This is a genomic window from Streptomyces sp. NPDC048361 (genome assembly GCF_040651795.1).
In the GTDB taxonomy this organism is placed as follows: Bacteria; Actinomycetota; Actinomycetes; order Streptomycetales; family Streptomycetaceae; genus Streptomyces.
Genome location: NZ_JBEZKW010000028.1, coordinates 46,272 through 62,321, shown reverse-complemented (window position 1 = coordinate 62,321; position 16,050 = coordinate 46,272). Strand labels below are relative to the sequence as shown.

General features: G+C 72.5%; 14 protein-coding genes. 12 read left to right on the top strand and 2 right to left on the bottom strand.

All coding sequences use genetic code 11. The features are described from left to right. Positions 1-4: 4 nt before the first annotated feature. The 12 genes from AB0D31_RS18115 to AB0D31_RS18060 all read left to right on the top strand — a co-directional run bounded on the left by AB0D31_RS18115 (position 5) and on the right by AB0D31_RS18060 (position 12,394). Positions 5-961 carry a beta-ketoacyl synthase N-terminal-like domain-containing protein gene (locus AB0D31_RS18115; protein ID WP_362723660.1) on the top strand — a complete coding sequence of 319 codons (957 nt, stop codon included), beginning with the start codon at positions 5-7 and terminating at the stop codon, positions 959-961. Further along, entirely contained in the window at positions 958-2,499 is a 1,542-nt protein-coding gene (locus AB0D31_RS18110) for an AMP-binding protein (protein WP_362723657.1), read from the top strand. Before AB0D31_RS18115 ends, AB0D31_RS18110 begins: the two co-directional genes overlap by 4 nt. Further along, a complete protein-coding gene (locus AB0D31_RS18105) occupies positions 2,496-3,638 on the top strand; it encodes a beta-ketoacyl synthase N-terminal-like domain-containing protein (protein ID WP_362723655.1) in 1,143 nt (380 codons plus the stop codon). Before AB0D31_RS18110 ends, AB0D31_RS18105 begins: the two co-directional genes overlap by 4 nt. Beyond that, a complete protein-coding gene (locus tag AB0D31_RS18100; RefSeq protein ID WP_362723652.1) occupies positions 3,635-4,606 on the top strand; it encodes a beta-ketoacyl synthase N-terminal-like domain-containing protein in 972 nt (323 codons plus the stop codon). The genes AB0D31_RS18105 and AB0D31_RS18100 overlap by 4 nt, the downstream gene beginning before the upstream one ends. Positions 4,607-4,632: 26 nt before the next feature. After that, on the top strand, positions 4,633-5,916 hold the full coding sequence (locus AB0D31_RS18095; RefSeq protein WP_362723649.1) for a beta-ketoacyl-[acyl-carrier-protein] synthase family protein: 1,284 nt from the start codon (positions 4,633-4,635) through the stop codon (positions 5,914-5,916). Further along, on the top strand, positions 5,913-6,851 hold the full coding sequence (locus AB0D31_RS18090; RefSeq protein ID WP_362723646.1) for a beta-ketoacyl synthase N-terminal-like domain-containing protein: 939 nt from the start codon (positions 5,913-5,915) through the stop codon (positions 6,849-6,851). Before AB0D31_RS18095 ends, AB0D31_RS18090 begins: the two co-directional genes overlap by 4 nt. Positions 6,852-6,893: 42 nt before the next feature. Further along, positions 6,894-7,700, top strand: coding sequence for an SDR family oxidoreductase (locus AB0D31_RS18085; protein ID WP_362723643.1), 807 nt, complete (start codon positions 6,894-6,896; stop codon positions 7,698-7,700). A 60-nt stretch (positions 7,701-7,760) separates the two neighbouring features. After that, positions 7,761-8,024: a phosphopantetheine-binding protein gene (locus AB0D31_RS18080; protein WP_362723640.1), complete on the top strand. Its 264-nt coding sequence runs from the start codon at positions 7,761-7,763 to the stop codon at positions 8,022-8,024. Positions 8,025-8,163: 139 nt separating this feature from the next. Further along, a complete protein-coding gene (gene fabG / locus AB0D31_RS18075; protein ID WP_362723637.1) occupies positions 8,164-8,910 on the top strand; it encodes a 3-oxoacyl-[acyl-carrier-protein] reductase in 747 nt (248 codons plus the stop codon). A gap of 109 nt (positions 8,911-9,019) precedes the next feature. Next, the gene (locus AB0D31_RS18070; RefSeq protein WP_362723634.1) at positions 9,020-9,967 is read left to right on the top strand and encodes an alpha/beta fold hydrolase; all 948 of its coding nucleotides are present in this window, start codon (positions 9,020-9,022) and stop codon (positions 9,965-9,967) included. Next, entirely contained in the window at positions 9,964-11,022 is a 1,059-nt protein-coding gene (locus AB0D31_RS18065) for an LLM class F420-dependent oxidoreductase (protein ID WP_362723632.1), read from the top strand. The genes AB0D31_RS18070 and AB0D31_RS18065 overlap by 4 nt, the downstream gene beginning before the upstream one ends. Before the next feature lie 190 nt (positions 11,023-11,212). Beyond that, positions 11,213-12,394 (top strand): NAD(P)/FAD-dependent oxidoreductase, encoded by a 1,182-nt coding sequence (locus AB0D31_RS18060; RefSeq protein ID WP_362723629.1) that lies wholly within the window; start codon positions 11,213-11,215, stop codon positions 12,392-12,394. 65 nt (positions 12,395-12,459) lie between these two features. Here the strand turns inward: AB0D31_RS18060 and AB0D31_RS18055 are convergent, their stop codons facing one another. After that, on the bottom strand, positions 12,460-12,882 hold the full coding sequence (locus tag AB0D31_RS18055; protein ID WP_362723626.1) for an acyl-CoA thioesterase: 423 nt from the start codon (positions 12,880-12,882) through the stop codon (positions 12,460-12,462). A 25-nt stretch (positions 12,883-12,907) separates the two neighbouring features. Further along, positions 12,908-15,436: a LuxR C-terminal-related transcriptional regulator gene (locus AB0D31_RS18050; RefSeq protein WP_362723623.1), complete on the bottom strand. Its 2,529-nt coding sequence runs from the start codon at positions 15,434-15,436 to the stop codon at positions 12,908-12,910. Between the last annotated feature and the right edge of the window lie 614 nt (positions 15,437-16,050).

Below are 16,050 nucleotides of genomic sequence, written 5' to 3'. Positions count from 1 at the left end.
CACCGTGGCACGCACCGCCCCGGGCTCCCCCCAGCGGCAGACAGCGGTGACCGTGGCCGGGCTCGGCGTGCGACTGCCGGCCGCGGCAGGCCTCGTCGATCTGCTCGAACCGTCCTCCCTCCACGACTTCGCGCACGAGGCGCCGGAACACGAGCACGCGCTCGCCGCCGCCACCGACGCCATGGCAGCCGCGTCCGCCCGGGCACCCCGGACGCCGGGGGCACGGGGCAGCACCGCCACCGTGTGGGCCTCGTCCACCGCGGGCCTGGCCGCCTACGCGCAGACCTGCGCCGACATCCCGCGGTGGGGGCCGGGACGGGTCTCCCCACGGCGCACCGCGCACTCCGCGTTCACCGCGCCCGCGACGGCGGTCTCCGTGCGGCTCGGCCTCGACGGGCCGTACCTGAACGTGACCGGTGCGCAGGACGCCGGCGCCCACGCCGTCACCGAAGCCGTACGGATGCTGACGCGCGGCGGGTGCGAGCGCGTCGTGGTCGGAGGGTCGGCCGACGCATCCGTTTGGCGGCGCGGCCCCGGCGGCGAGCCGGGAGAGGGCGCCCTGTGCGCGGTGCTCCGCCGGGGCTCCCCGGAGGACGGGGAAACGGCCGTCAGGCCGGTTCTCAGGGCCCGTTCGACGCGCCACGGCATCGACACCTTCGTCCGCTCCTGTCTGGAACGACTGGACGGGCCGCCGGATCGGCTGGTCCTGTCCGCGCCCGCCACGGAGACCCCCGCCGCCCGGTCCCTGGCCCTGCTGTGCGGCGCGCCACCGCTGCGCATCGAGGAGCGGTTCGGCGACCTCGGGGCTGCCGGTGGCGTCGCCGCCCTGGTCACCGCGGTCGCCCTGACCGCCGTCCGCAGCTCTGCACAACAACCGGGCCCGCGCGTCCTCGTGCTGGCCCTCGGCAGCGGCAACGCCGTTGCCGTGGAAGTGACGTCCCCGAGGAAAGGTCCGCGATGAAACTGGTGGAACTACTGGTGGGCAAGCACGTACGGGCAGGCGCGGGGGACCGCGTCAGCCATGTGGACCCCGACGTCGGCGAGGTGACGTATGCGCAGCTCCACGACGCGGTGACCCGCTACACGGGGGTCCTGCGCGAGCGGGAGGTGCCCGCGGGCACCCGGGGGTTGGTGGTGGCCGACGACTCGGTGGCGACCACCGTGGCGATCCTGGGCCTGTGGTGGCACGGCTGCGTGCCCGTGCCGGTCAGCCCCGCGCTGTCCGATGCCGAACTGCGCTTCATGGCCGCCGACTGCGAGGCCGGGTTCGCGCACTTCGACCTGCCGAACGCCGCCCGGCGCGAGCTGGGCGAGGACATCGGCCGTCTCCCGCACATCACGGGCGACGACGTGCGTACCGCCTTCACGAGCGCCGACGCCCCGGCGTACACCCCCGCAACCGTGGCGCAGGAGGCCGACTGGGCCGCCGGGCAGCCCGCTCTGATCCAGTACACCTCCGGCAGCACCGGCTCGCCCAAGGGCGTGCTGCACGCCGCCACCGGCATCGAAGCGGTCGCCGCCTCGGTCGGCTCGCTGGTCGGGCTCGGCCCGGACGACGTGGTGCTCTCCACCGCCAAGGTGTCCTTCGGGTACGGCTTCGGCAACTCCCTCATTCTGCCGCTGGCCGCCGGCGCCCGCACCGTGGTGCTGCGCGGTGGCGTCGACGCGCATGCCGTCCACAGCGCGATGCGCCGCCACCGGCCGAGCGTGCTGTTCTCCGTGCCCAGGATGTACGTGGCCCTGCTGGCGCTGGCCGCTGCCCACGGCACCGAGGCGACCTCCTCGCTGCGGCTGGCCGTCACCGCGGGCGAGCACTGCCCGGCCGCGCTCGCCGAACAGGTGCACCGGACGTTCGGGGTGCCGCTGGTCAACGGTCTGGGTGCCACCGAGGCCCTGCACATCGTCGTCGCCACCCCGCCCGCGGCCATCATCGCGGGGGCCACCGGCCAGCCGGCCCCGGGCATCACCGCGACCGTGCGGGACGAGAAGGGTGGACTGCTCCCGGAAGGAAGCGAGGGCGTGCTGCACGTCGCGGGACCCTCCGTGGCACTCGGCTACCTCAACCGCACCGAGGCCACCCGCCGGACCTTCGCCGACGGGGGCGCGTACACCGGCGACATCGTCCGGCGCGACGACACCGGCGAGTTCTGGTACCTGTGCCGCGCCGACGACCTGCTCAACATGGGCGGCTACAAGGTGGCCCCCAGCGAGATCGAGGCCGTCGTGCGCGAAGCAGGCGAGGTGGCGGAGTGCGCGGTCGTGGCCGTGAGCGACGAGAACGGACTCGACCAGGCCGTGGCCTACGCCGTCCCGGTGCCCGGGGTCGATCCCAGCGTCGTCCGCAAGTCGATCCTCACCCTGCTCCGTACCCGCCTGGCGCCCTTCAAGCGCCCGGCCAGGGTCGAGGTGATCGACGTGCTGCCCACCACGTCCACCGGAAAGCTCGCCCGCAACCGGTTGCGGGCGTCGGCCGACCGGGATGCGGCGGTGGGCCGATGAGCTGGGACATCACGGGCCTCGGCGCCGTGGCGAGCATCGGCGGGAACCCGCGCGCCATCTACGACGCCCTGTGCGCGGGCCGCAGCGGCCTCGCCGACCTGCGCGCCTTCGACAGGGAGAAGTACCGGGCGAAGCAGGCGTACGAGATCGACGACCGCGACGCGGACGGCGCCGACCGCCCGCTGCGTGCCACCCGGTGGCTGGAGACCGCGGTCGAACAGGCCCTCACCGATGCCGGTCTGGGCCCCGGGGCCGACGACATCCCCGTCCTCGTCGGAACGACCCTGCGGGAACAGCGCTCGGCCGAACTGTGGTGGCGCGACGGAGCACCGCTGGCCCTGCGGGACCTGCACTTCGGCAGCGCGCTGCGGGACCGGTTCGGCACCGCGCGCAGCTACACGTTCGCCAACGCCTGCGCCGCCACGCTGTACACGCTGGGCATGGCCACCGACATGATCGAACTGGGCCTTGCCGACACCGTGGTGGTGGCGGGCACCGACTCGATCACGGAGAGCGCCTTCGGGACGCTCGACCGGGTGCAGAACGAGACGCCGCGCGCCCTGCGGCCCTTCGACCGGGCGCGCGCGGGCATGCTGATGGGCGAAGGCTCGGTCGCCGTGGTCGTCCAGCGACAGGGCGTCGCCCGCGGCCAGGTCCACGCCGTCGTGCGAGGCGTCAGCATGAACTGCGACGCCTCGCACCCCACCGCCCCCGACCCGACGACCATCTCCTGGGCCATCAGGGACGCGCACCGCAGGGCCGGGCTGAAGGCCGACGAGATCGACCTGGTCATGCTGCACGGCAGCGGCACCCAGCTCAACGACTCGGCAGAGGCGACCGCGGTGTCCAGGGTCTTCGAGACCGCCGGCCAGGGCCCCCTGCTCACCGCCATCAAGTCCATGACCGGACACACCCTCGGCGGCTCCGGGCTGCTCAGCCTCATCACCGCGGCTTTCGCGCTGCGGCACGGCGTGGTCCCGCCCGTACGGGGATTGACCGACCCGATCGACGAGGCAGCCGGTCTGCGGCTGGTCCGCGACAGGGCCGCCACCGCCCGGCTGTCCACCGCACAGATCAATGCTTTCGGCTTCGGCGGGATCAACGCCGTGGCCGTTCTGGAGAAGGGGGACCGCCCGTGACCGCGCGCCGCCAAGCGGATACGGCGACATCCGTCGTGATCACCGGGGTGGGCACCGCCATCCCCGGCCTGAGGGAAGCCGCCGACCTTCTCGCATCCGGCGCCCCCGACGGTGGCTTCGACCCGGCCACCGGCCTCAAGGGCCGGGAGATGCGGCACAAGGACCGTGCCTCGCGGCTCGCCCTGCGTGCCGTAAGCCCCGCACTGCGCCAGGCCGGCCTGCTCTCCGACGACGGCGAGACGTACCTCGGACCCGGCGACACCACGGCCGTGGTGATCTCCACCAACCTCGGCAACCTCGACAGCGTCTGCGACTTCGTCGACACCATCACCGCACACACGGTCACCGGACTGAGCCCGCTCGGTCTGCCGCACACCTCGTCCAACGTGATCGCGGGATGGGTCGCCATCCGGTACGGGATGCGCGGGCCCAACCTCACCGTGTGCAACGGGGCGACGAGCGGAGCCGACGCCCTGTACTGGGCGCACAACCTGCTCGCCGTACGCAGGGCCGAGACGGTCGTCGTCATCGGGGTCGAGCCGCACACCGGACCCGCCGCCAAGCTCCTTGAGGACGGCTCGGGCCGCAGCCCGCTCGACGGCGCGGCGGCCCTGGTCCTGGAGTCATCCGAGCGGGCCGCGACACGCGGCGCCCGCCCGCTGGCCGCACTGTCCCGCAGCGTACGGGCCGCCGACCGCGCCACCGCCCTCGCCGATGTGCTCCACGAGGGCGCCCCCGCCGTAGGACTGTGGCTCGGATCGGCCGAGGACGCCGCGACGGCCCCGGCGGTGGATCTGACCGAACGGCTCGGGCACTGCTCGGGAGCGCTTGGCGTCGTCCAGGCCGCAGTGGGCGCCGCGCACCTCGCCGCGGGCGGCCACGGACCCGTCCTGGCCACCAGTGGCGGAGGAGCCGCGGACGACGCGGCTGCCGCACTGGTGCTGACCGGAGTCGGTGAGGCGGCGTGAGCGACCGGGGAGCAGGAGGCCGCCGGGTGGTCGTCACCGGCCTCGGGGCGATCTCCCCTCTGGGCTCGGGCGTGCCCGCCTTCTGGCGGGGCCTCGCCTCCGGAGGGGCCTCGCCGCGGCCCGTGGCGGACCCGGACGCCCACATGGCCAACCGGCTGATGTACCTGGTGCCCGCGGCCGACATCCCCGAAGGGCCCGGGCGGCACGGCCACGTCGAGCTCGCCGCGGGTCCCCGCATGGCGATCGCCGCCGCCCACGAAGCGGTGTCCGACGCCGGGCTCGACGACGCACAGCGCGAACGGCTCCGGGTGGTTCTGGGCGTGGAGATGGGCAACGCGGGCCGGCACGAGGCCCGGCGGGCCGCCGAACAGGGTTCCACCCCGCGACGGACCGCCGGCAGATGGTCGCCGATGACGGTGACCTGCGCCGCGGTCTCGGCCGCCATCGGCGCCACCGGCGGCAGCACCAGCTTCGGCAACGCCTGTGCGGCCAGCGGTTACGCGGCCGCGATCGCCGCGGACATGATCCGCGCGGGGGAGGCGGACGTGGTCCTCACCGGCGGCGCCGAAGGCCCGACCCGCGTGGGCATGGGTGTCTTCAACCGCATCGGCGCCGCCGACCCGGTCGCCTGCCGGCCCTTCGACAGCGCCCGGCAGGGAACCCTCTTCGGCGACGGCGCGGCGATGCTGGTGCTCGAAGCGGCCGAACACGCCGAGGCCCGAGGGGCGCGGGTGTACGCGGAACTGTCGGCCGCCGCGTTCAGCTGCGACGCCCACCACCCCACCGCTCCCGACCCCGCCGGCACCCAGGCCGTGCGCGGTATGCGCCAGGCCCTGGCCGACGCGGGTCTGCGCCCCGACGACGTGGGGGGAGTGGTGCCGCACGGCACGGGCACCCCGCTGAACGACGTCGTGGAGAGCGAGGCGCTGCGCGCGGTGTTCGGCGCACACTGCGAGGAGCTCCCCCTGTTCAGCCTCAAGGCCATGATCGGACACACGGCGGGAGTCGCCGGCGCGTTCGGCGTGCTGACGGCGGCGCTGATGCTGCACCACGGGCACGTGCCGGCCAACGCTCCGGTCACCGCGCAGGACCCGCGCTGTACGGTGTGGCTGCCGCAGGACCGGCCGGTGCCGCTTCGCGAGGACGCCGTCCTGGTCAACGCCTATGCCTTCGGCGGCAACAACGTCTCGCTCGTCCTGTCGGGCGTGCCACGAGCCGGCACCGGACACCGGGGCAGGACGGGCCGGGCGATCGCCGCGCGCCGCGATCCCGCATCCCAGGACACCGGCTCGCGGGGAGCCGTCGCATGAGCGCGCTGCGCGTGCTCGGAGTGGGCGTCTGCCTGCCCGGCACCGACAAACCCACCGAGGCCTTGAACCCCGCCGTCACCGGAACCGCGGGCCCCGGCTGGCTCGACGTGGCAGCCGCACTGCCGGGCCGCGGCTACAAGCGGCTGCCCTCCGCCTGTCAGTACCTGCTCGCCGCCACCGCACACGCCCTGGCGGACGCGGACGGAGCCCTGTCCGCCGTCGGCGCCGAACGCCGTGGCGTCGTCGTGGGCACGGACAACGCGGGCATGGCACTGCTGGAGGAGCAGGACCGCACGATCATCGACGAGGGCGCGGACGCCATCGCCCCGCTGAGCGCGCCGTATTTCGCGATGAGTCTCTTCGCGTCCCGGCTCGCCACGGAACACCGGGTCAACGGCTTCACGCTCACTGTCAACTCACCCCGTACCGCAGCCTTGGACGCGCTCGGCGCCGGTGCCAGGGCACTGGCCGCCGACCGGGCCGACGTCCTGGTCGTCGGCGCGACCGAGGAGACGCTGCCGGCCGGTGAGCCGGGCGCCGACGGCAGTGACACCGGAGCCATCGCGCTGATCTGCGCCCGCCCGGACGCCCGGCCGTCGGCGCCCTCGTACGGCACCGTGCGGATCCGCGACGCGTTCCTGGCACCCGGCGCCTCTGCGCACCGCTCACTGGAGAACGCCTGGCACGCCCTGACCGAAGAGGCGGACGGGCCCCCGCGGGTCGACGCGGTCGTCGACGACTCGCCGGTCGGCGAAGCCGTCCTGGCCTGGCTCGGCAACCGCTGCGCGGACCTCACGGCCTCCCCGGCGGGCGCCGGAGCGCTCACCCCGCTGCGCCACCTCACCGACGCACTCGCCGCCCGGGACGGCCGCGGCAGGATCCTCGTGACGGCCGCGGCGGAGGGCAATGTGGCATTTGCCCGGCTGGACGCCTGAGCACACTCCATCCCCTCCACCCCAGCAGAAAGGGAACCCGCAATGATCACAGAGGTCCAGGGATCCTGGTCCCTCGTCCTGGGCGTCTCCAGCGGCTTCGGCCGGGCCGTCGCCAGGACGCTCGCGGAACGCGGCGGCAACGTCATCGGTGTGCACTTCGACACCGCAGACGGTGCGGAGGCCGCCGCCAAGTTCGAGGGCGAACTCCGGGACACCGGAGTGTCCGCGCACTTCTTCAACCTCAACGCGGCGAGCGCGAGCAGCCGCAGGGAGGTGGTCGGCCGGGCCGTCGAACTCACCGGCGACAAGGGCATCCGCATCCTGCTGCACTCGCTGGCGTTCGGCTCGCTGCTGCCGTTCGCGCCCGTCCCGGACGGCCCGCAGGACCAAGAGACCGTCAACTCCCGGCAGTTGGCGATGACCCTCGACGTCATGGCCAACAGCCTCGTCTACTGGACCCAGGACCTGCTCGCCGCGGGACTGCTCGGGCGCGGCGCGAAGATCTACGGGATGACCAGCGCGGGCAGCACCCGCGTCCTGGACAGTTACGGTCCCGTCTCCGCCGCCAAGGCGGCCCTGGAGGCCCATCTGCGCCAGCTCGCCGCCGAGCTGGCGCCACGCGGCATCGCGGCCAACGCCCTGCGCGCGGGCACCACGCTCACGCCGGCCCTGGAGAAGATCCCGCACAGCGCCGCGTACGCAGAGGTGTGCCGGACCCGCAACCCCCACCGGCGGCTCACCGAGCCCGAGGACGTCGCCGAGGCGATCGTCCTGCTGTCGATGTCCGACTCGTCGTGGCTCACCGGCAACGTCATCGGCATCGACGGCGGCGAATTCCTCACCGCCTGACCACCCGCCCGCCGCACCACGCGACATACCCGGCACATCCGTACGGAAGGAAACCACCTCATGTCCGAGAACACCGCCGTAGCAGTGGACACCGAGGAGCTGCGCTCGCTCGTCGCCGACGCACTGGAGCTCCCCGCCGAAGAGGTCACCGACGAGGCGAACTTCGTCGAGGACCTCCAGGTCGACTCGCTGATGGCCCTGGAGATCGTCGTCAACCTGGAGAAGAAGTACGGCATCAAGATCGCGGAATCCGACTTCAAGCAGGTCTCCGATCTGCTCCAGGTGCGCGCCCTGGTCGACTCGAAGCTCCAGCAGGCTTCGTAGACCGTCCTCGCAGGGCCCCGCGCCCGTCGCGGGGCCCCGCAAAGCCGGCCGCACCCCCTGCCGACCCGCCCCATGCGCGCCGCCGATCCGGACGGCGCCCCCGGGCGACCGACTCCCAAGCCCATCGAAAGGCAGCATCATGACAGACGGCGCACGACCGGTCGCCCTCGTCACCGGAGGCTCCCGCGGCATAGGAAGGGCCGTGGTCACCCGGCTCGCCCGCGACGGCTTCGACGTGGCACTGTGCTACCGCTCCGACAACGGCGCGGCCGAGCAGGTCGCCAAGGAGATCACCGCGCTCGGCGCGCGGGTCCTGACCCGGCGGGTGGATGTCTCCGACCCGGCCGCGGCCCGCGAGTTCGTCGACCGGGCCGAGGAGGAGCTCGGCCCGCTGGACGCGGTGGTCACCAGCGCGGGCATCGTGCGCGACAACCCCCTCGTCCTGATGGAGGACGACCAGTGGCGCGATGTCATCGCCACCAACCTCGACGGCACCTACACCATCTGCCGGGCCTCGGTCTTCTCCTTCATGAAGCGGCGCACCGGCACCATCGTCACCCTGTCGTCCGTGGCAGGCGTCCACGGCAACGCCACCCAGAGCAACTACGCGGCGTCCAAGGCCGGCATCATCGGCTTCTCCCGCTCCCTCGCCAAAGAGGTCGGCAGGTACGGCATCCGCGTCAACTCCGTCGCACCCGGCCTCATCGAGACCGACATGACGGCCGACATGGCCGACACCGCCAGGAAACAGATCCTGGACAAGATCCCCCTGCGCCGCTTCGGAACGGCCGACGAGGTCGCCGACCTGGTCTCCTTCCTGGTGTCGCCTCGGGCCGCCTACATCAGCGGCCAGGTGTTCGGCATCGACGGAGGCCTGGTGGTGTGAGCGGCCTCAGCGCTACGAACCTCCGTGACGGCGCCCGACGGACACCCCCGGTGGGAAGCCGGACAGCCCCGGCGGGAAACCGGACGTCAGGCCGCCGGGGGGCGTGGACATGAGCGACCGGCCGGCCGCCGTGCTCGCGGCGCCCCTCGACGCCCTGCGCGCCGCGTACACCGCCTTCCACCCGCCCGGCTCCGAACGCCGCCGCCGCCCCGAGCAGTTCGGGCTCAGGGCACAGGAGGTGACCATCCCCGCCGGCAGAGGCGGCCGCACCCTCGCGGGCTGGCTCTGCGCGGGGGAGCGCACGGACCGGGTGGTGCTGCTGGGCCACGGCCTCGGCCTGGACAAGTCCCGCAGCCTGCCCTACGCCCGTTACCTGCACCGGGCCGGTCATACGGTGCTGCTGTTCGACTACCGCAACCACGGCGACAGCTTCCGGGACCGCGGATTCACCGGATTCGACCGCAAGTTCGCCCAGGACACCGTCGCCGCCGCCCGGTACGTGACCACCCTGACCGAGCACGCCCACGCGCGGCTCGCCCTGTACGGCTTCTCGCTGTCGTCGTTCGCCATGCTGCGCGCGCTACGCGAGTTGCACCCAGTCGTCGACGCGGTGGTCTGCGACAGCGGGCCCGCCTGCGACCCTCCGGCGATCTCTCCGAACCTGCTGCGCGAAGGCCTGCTCACGCTGCCGGAGCGTGCGCGCGGCGGACGGGCGGGGGCGGTCGCCGAACGGTCCTTCGAGCTGTTCAACCACCTCACCATCGGCGGCGCCCACTGGCCGCCCGCCCCGGCCGCGCCCGGCTACGCCACCACCCCGATGCTGTTCATCGGCGGCGGCGCGGACGCCGTGGTGCCCGCCGAAGAGATCGTGCGGCTGGCCCGCCGCTATCCGCACGCGCGTACCCTCGTGCTCCCCGACGCCCGCCACCTGCGCGGCCTGTGGACCGACAAGGAGCGCTACACCTCGACCGTCCTGGAATTCCTGGACCGGGCCTGCGCCCCGGCCGCGAACGACCCCGGGGCGGTCGCCGATCCCACCAGGACGGTGCACCGATGAGACTCGGACTGAACCTGCGCTACCTCGGCAACCTCGGTGCGGGCGCCGACCCGAGGACCTCCGCCCGGTACGTGGTGGAGGCGGAACGCCTCGACTACGCGGTGGCCTGGACCGCCGAGGCCTTCAGTTCGGACGCGGTGTCCCTGCTCGGCTACCTCGCCGCGCAGACCAGCCGCATCGACCTCGGCACGGCCGCCATGCAGATCCCGGCCCGCAGCCCCGCCATGACGGCGATGACCGCGACCACCCTCGACATCCTCTCCGAGGGCCGGCTGCGGTTGGGCCTCGGCGTCTCGGGGCCCCAGGTCGCCGAGGGCTGGCACGGTGCACGCTTCGACAGGCCGCTGGCGCGCACCCGCGAGTACCTGGACATCGTCCGGATGGCCATGCGCAGGGAGGACGTCGTGTACGACGGCGCGCACTACCGGCTCCCGCTGCCCGACGGACCGGGCAAGCCACTGCGCCTGGGCACCCGGCCGCGTCGCAAGGACGTGCCGGTCTACCTGGCGGCCGTCGGCCCGCGCAACGTGGAACTGGCCGGCGAGATCGCCGACGGCTGGCTCTCCGTGTTCTTCCCGCCCGAGACCGTCGCCGAGCACCTGCCGCTGCTGCGGGCTGGGCGGGCGAGGACCGACCGGGACCTGACCGGGTTCGACATCGTCTCCTCCATGCCCGCGGTCGTCGGCGAGAACGTCGCCGACTGCGCCGACCGCGTCCGCATGTACACCGCGCACTACCTGGGCGGCATGGGCTCCCGCAAGGAGAACTTCTACAACCGCCTCGCCGCCCGCACGGGTTACGCGGACGCCGCGCGGCGCGTCCAGGAGCTGTACCTGGAGGGCCGCCCGCGCGAGGCAGCCGCGGCGATCCCCCAGCAGTACCTGGAACGCACCTGCCTGCTCGGCCCCGTCGAGCGCATCGCCGACACCCTGCGCGAGCACGCCGGGTCGGGAGTCACCACACTCTCCGCGATGATCTTCCCCGTCGACGCGGAGGACGGCCTGCGGACCCTGCGCGCACTCGCCGACGCCCTGGACAAATCAGGCGTCGGCTGATTGCCGTCCCACGGACGGCGCCCGGCACCGGGCCCGTCGCCCGCCATCCGTCGCCCGCCGCGTCGGCCCGGAACCGGGCCCGCTGCCCGCCGCGTTCTCCGTCGCGTCCCCCGCCGCGGACTTTCCACCCCGGGCCTTCATTGCCTCGGCCCCTGAACCTTCGACCCCCCAGGAAAGGCACGGTCGCCCCGTGTACGACGTCATAGTGGTGGGAGCGCGGGCCGCCGGCTCCCCGACAGCCATGCTCTTCGCCCGTGCCGGATACCGCGTGCTGCTCCTGGACCGCATCCGTCACCCGCGGGACACCCTCTCGACGCTCTACATCCATCAGCCCGGCGTCGCCCATCTGAAGCGCTGGGGCTTGCTCGACGCGGTCGCCGCCACCGGCTGCCCGCCGCTCGACCGTGCCCGTCACCAGGTCAAGGACGTGGTGCTCGAAGGCTGTTCGTGGCCTGCCGACGGCGTCACCGCCGCATACGCCCCGCGCCGGTACCTGCTGGACCAGATCCTCACCGACGGCGCGATCGCTTCCGGCGCGGAGTTCCGCGCACAGTCCGCGGTCGACGAATTGGTGTTCGAGGAAGGCCGGGTGGCCGGCGTCCGCTACCGCTCGGGCGGGCAGCAGTTCGAGGAGCGGGCCCGTCTGGTGGTGGGTGCGGACGGCATGCGCTCCAAGGTCGCCGACCTCGCCGGTGCTCGCACCGAGCTGGAGGACCCCATGCTGACCTGCGCGTACTACTCGTTCTGGTCGGGAATCGACACCGGCTTCGAGGTGTACGAGAGCGCCCGCAGGTGGGCGGGGTTCGTTCCCACCAACGAGGGGCTGACCCTGGTCGGCACTTACTTTCCGATGAAGGAGTACGACCGGGTGCGCGCGGACGCCCGTACCGCCTACCTGGAGAACATCTCCGCGATCACACCGGTGCTGGCCGACCGGATGGCGGGCGCGACGCAGGAGGACCGGCTCTTCGGCACAGGCAACCAGCGCAACTTCTTCCGCCGGGCGGCGGGTCCCGGGTGGGCGCTGGTGGGGGATGCGGGCCACCACAAGGACTCGCTCACCGGAAAGGGCATCACCGACGCGTTCCGGCAGGCGGTCGCGCTGGTCGAGTCGGTCGGCGACGGGCTGCGGGATGCACTGGGTCTTGACAAGTCGCTGGGCCGGTACGGCGAGCGACGCAACGACCTGGTCATGGACGGCTACCGGGACACCCTGGCCGCGGCGGAGCTGCGTCCGGGTCGTCGACTGCCGCTGATGCGCGCCATCGTGGGCGACCCGCAGATGACCTCGCGGTTCTTCTCCACCATCTCCGGAGTGCTGCCTTCCGCCGAGCTGATGACACCGGAGCTGCGGGAACGCGTCGGGGCGTGACGCGCCGGTCCCCCCGCGCGAGGACGAGCGGGGGAGGCCGGCGCCGGCCGTGCGGGGCAGCGCCGTCAGATCCCGGCCACCGCCGGATTGGCCGCCACCGAACGGAAGGACTCCCGGGGGTCGGAGACGAGCCTGCGCGCGTCCAGGTCGAGGATGCCGCCCACGTTGAACACCTCCGCCACGAGGGTGCCGTCGGCCTTGGTCATGGTCTGCTCCACCCGGAAGCTCTTGCCCTCGCCGAAGACGAAGGCGCAGGTGATGTCCACCTCGTCACCGGCTACCACCTCGCGGTGGTAGCGGATGGTCGTCTCCAGGTTGACCGGGCTGACGCCCTTCTTCAGCAGATCCGCCTGGTTGATTCCGGCCGCTCGCAGCAGTTCCCAGCGCGCGTGCTCCGCGTGCTGGAGGTAGACGTTGCCGTTGAGGTGCCCCTGCGCGTCGGTCTCGTAGACGCGGACGGTGACCCGGACGGTGAAGGGCTTGGACATGGTCTTCCTTTCGGGGGTGCGCATCTCATGCGCCGTGGGTGATGTGACGGGCGACTTCCACCCGGGAGCTGATGCCGAGCTTCCGGAAGATCGCCCTGAGGTGGTAGTTGACGGTGTGCGGTGACAGGCCGACCCGGCGTGCGACCTGACGGTTCGTCAGGCCCTCGCTGACCAGAAGGGCGATGGACCGCTCGGTCTTCGAGAGTGCTTCCCAACCCGCGGTGGCGGCCCTGCCCTGGCGGGGAGGGTTCGCGACGGGCGTTCCGTGCGCCTCCGTGAAGGCCCGGATGCGCTCGATGTCGCCCTGCGAACCGATCTGCTCGAACCGTGCAAGTGCGGACCGCAGTGCGGCGGAGCCGAGAGCGCCGTTCTCCTCCTGCACGCTCAGGAGCATCCCCAGGTCCTCCTCGGCGAGCGCCCCGGCGCACGGGCTGACATGTTCGCGTGCGGCCCGGCGTAGCGCCTCGGAGTCCCGCTCCAGCAGCCCCCTGGCGTGCAGGGCGGCGACCGCCAGGGTGGGGTGCTCCGCGTTGGCGGCCGCGAACCTCTCGGCGGCCGTCACCACGGTGGCGGCGAGCGGCATGTCGTCCGCGGCCAGAGCGAGTCTGACGAGCCAGGCCGCAGCGGCAGCCTCCTCCACGAACAGCTGGGGAGAGCTGAGGAGATGCGCGTACGTCGTGGTCAGCAGCTCCGCCGTGCGCTGCGGACCGAGCTGTACGGTGGCCACCAGGCACTCGCCCCAGTCGAAGTGGATCGAGGGGAAGACCGTGCTGTCGGCGCCCACGGCTGCCCGGCAGCGCCACACGTAGTCGGCGGCCGACGCCAGGTCGCCGCGGCGCAGTGCGACCAGGATCAGCACCGCCTGCCCGACCGGTACGACCCAGCCGCCGCCGCTCCTCGCCGCGATCTCCAGCCCGGTCTGCGCGGAGTCCTGGGCTTCCTGGAGCCGGCTGGACTGGAGCAGCACCATGGCCCTGGCGATCAACGGAGTGGCCCTGTGCGGGCCGCCGAGCACCTCGGCCTCCGCCCGGGCCGTGTCGATCAGTTCCTCGGCCTCCTTGAACCGGCCGGTGTCGGACAGCTTGGTGGCCAACGCCAACTTGACGTACGGGGACCACAGCGGCGGGGTGGCCGGGCCCAGGCTCTCGACGGCGCGCCGCCCCCACGCGAGCCCCTCGGTGAGGTTTCCCACGGCCCATTCCAGGTTGGACACGACCACGGTGGCGGTCACCGCGTCCGCTTCGTCGGGGCGGCCCGGGTGGGCGGCGAGCAGCGCCCGCGCCCGGGTGGTGGTGCGCTGCACGCTGTCAGCGAAGAGGGAGACCGTGTTGCGGGTGATCCGCTCGGTCCGTTCCGAAAGCGGTGCGTACGCGGTTCCGACGGGCCCCGCGTCGCGGTAGTGGCCCTGCAGTACGGCGGTCAGTCCGGTACGCAACTCTTCGGTGAGGCCCAGCGGCAGCGGCTCGGCGCGGGTGCTGCGGGCCATCAGCAGGGCTGGCAGCAGCCGGTGGACGACTCCGGGCCCGGCGGGCGGCACCGGGAGGGGGCCGGGTACGGGTACGGGCAGGGGGGCGCTCGTTGATCCCGGCACCGAGCCGGGGGGAGGCGACCCTGGCCCGGTACCGGGGGGAGGACCGGCGGCAGGCCGGCCGGTGATCAGGAATTCCGGCGGCATCGGTACCTGGAGACAGTGCTGCCTGCTCAGGGCGCTCATGTCCTGGCGCAGCGCCTGCCGGACCGCGGAGGGAAGCGAGTCGGCGATGGAACGCCGTACCAGCTCGTGCTGGAACAGCAGCTGCTCGCCCGGGCAGATCAACAGGCCCGAATCAATGGCCTCGTTCAGTGCGGGAAGCATCGACGCCGTGGTCTCCCGCAGCATCGAGGCGACTTCGGCGACCATGAAGGAGCCGCCGACCGCCGCGGCGACCTGGACGAGCTGGCGGGCCTTGTCCGAGAGGGAGTCCAGCCAGTGCTGTGCAAGGTCGCGCACCCGTCGTGGAACGCGTTCGTCCAGCAGTCGGACCCGGTTGTGGGAGATTTCCACAGAACCCTCTTCACGCAATCCGTGGACCAGCTCCACGATCAGAAGGGGGTTTCCTCCCGCGCCGGCGATCACGGCGGCGAGCCTCGGATCGGGCGCGCCGCCGAGGATGGCGGCGGCGAGTTCTGTAGAGGTGGCGTCGGAGAGCCTGCCGAGTTCTATCCGGTGGCATCCGGTGAATTCGCTGGAAAGGCGGCGCATCGCTTGGCTCTGCAATCCGGTGCGAAGCCCGATCACCCGGACCAGGGGAGCGGACCGGGAATTCGGCGGAGCCTTGTAGCGGGCCAGCGACGCCACTGCCTCGGTCAATTCGTCGGGTACGTCGTGCAGGTTGTCCACGACCACCAGCCGCGGCTTGGGACTCTGCGCGGCGGAGGCGAGCACTGCCCGGAGGGAAGCGGCCTCATGGCGCCCTGCCGTCCCTCCCGCCGCGGGGTTAAGGAAGGAAGAGATGGTGTAGCCGAGCTGCTCCGCAGCTCTCTGGGATTCCAGGAGCACCCTGGTCGTCCCCATACCCGGCGGTCCTTGGACGGTGAGCGTGTCGCTGCGCCCGGCAGCGCCCCCGCCAAGTAACTGCTCGATTCGTGCTAACTCTGTTTTCCGGCCGAATGTCTGAATTAATTCAGTGCGATCCGTCATGTCACCCTAAGTGTTCCCGTTCGAGTGAGATCCTCCGGCGAGGGCGGTGCATTCTACTCACGCCCGTCAATGTCGTCCATGGCGTACTCCCCCTTCCCGACGGCGGCCGAATGGCGGTCCGACCTTCCTTCAGACTGTCATGGGGGCCGTCAGGAAGCGGAGACACATCGAATTCGATGCGTGAGCTTCGTCTCAGTTTCGGATTTCGTGGCGATCGCGTGTCGTTTTCATGGCGGCAGAGTGTCGCGCCGGGCGGCGCGCTGTGGCTACGGGCGGTCGGTCCGGTGCGGACTGTGGCTGCCGGGCGCCCGTCTGGTGCCGACAGTGGCTGCCTGCCAGGCGCTCGGTCCGGCGCGGGCCGCGCGGGCCCTGGAGGCCATGAAGCAAGGGCGGGGCGGGGGCAGGTCTCGACGTGCTGACGTTCGTCTGGCGGGCAGTTGAAGCCGGCGCGCGGCTCAGGCAGTGGTGGGAATACGCGTCCGCGTTCG

Bases quoted from the DNA above. Each gene is read 5' to 3' on its own strand.
- AB0D31_RS18110 (WP_362723657.1), top strand. From the start codon at position 958: ATGAAACTGGTGGAACTACTGGTGGGCAAGCACGTACGGGCAGGCGCG.
- AB0D31_RS18105 (WP_362723655.1), top strand. From the start codon at position 2,496: ATGAGCTGGGACATCACGGGCCTCGGCGCCGTGGCGAGCATCGGCGGG.
- AB0D31_RS18090 (WP_362723646.1), top strand. From the start codon at position 5,913: ATGAGCGCGCTGCGCGTGCTCGGAGTGGGCGTCTGCCTGCCCGGCACC.
- AB0D31_RS18085 (WP_362723643.1), top strand. From the start codon at position 6,894: ATGATCACAGAGGTCCAGGGATCCTGGTCCCTCGTCCTGGGCGTCTCC.
- AB0D31_RS18080 (WP_362723640.1), top strand. From the start codon at position 7,761: ATGTCCGAGAACACCGCCGTAGCAGTGGACACCGAGGAGCTGCGCTCG.
- fabG (WP_362723637.1), top strand. From the start codon at position 8,164: ATGACAGACGGCGCACGACCGGTCGCCCTCGTCACCGGAGGCTCCCGC.
- AB0D31_RS18070 (WP_362723634.1), top strand. From the start codon at position 9,020: ATGAGCGACCGGCCGGCCGCCGTGCTCGCGGCGCCCCTCGACGCCCTG.
- AB0D31_RS18065 (WP_362723632.1), top strand. From the start codon at position 9,964: ATGAGACTCGGACTGAACCTGCGCTACCTCGGCAACCTCGGTGCGGGC.
- AB0D31_RS18055 (WP_362723626.1), bottom strand. From the start codon at position 12,882: ATGTCCAAGCCCTTCACCGTCCGGGTCACCGTCCGCGTCTACGAGACC.
- AB0D31_RS18050 (WP_362723623.1), bottom strand. From the start codon at position 15,436: ATGGGGACGACCAGGGTGCTCCTGGAATCCCAGAGAGCTGCGGAGCAG.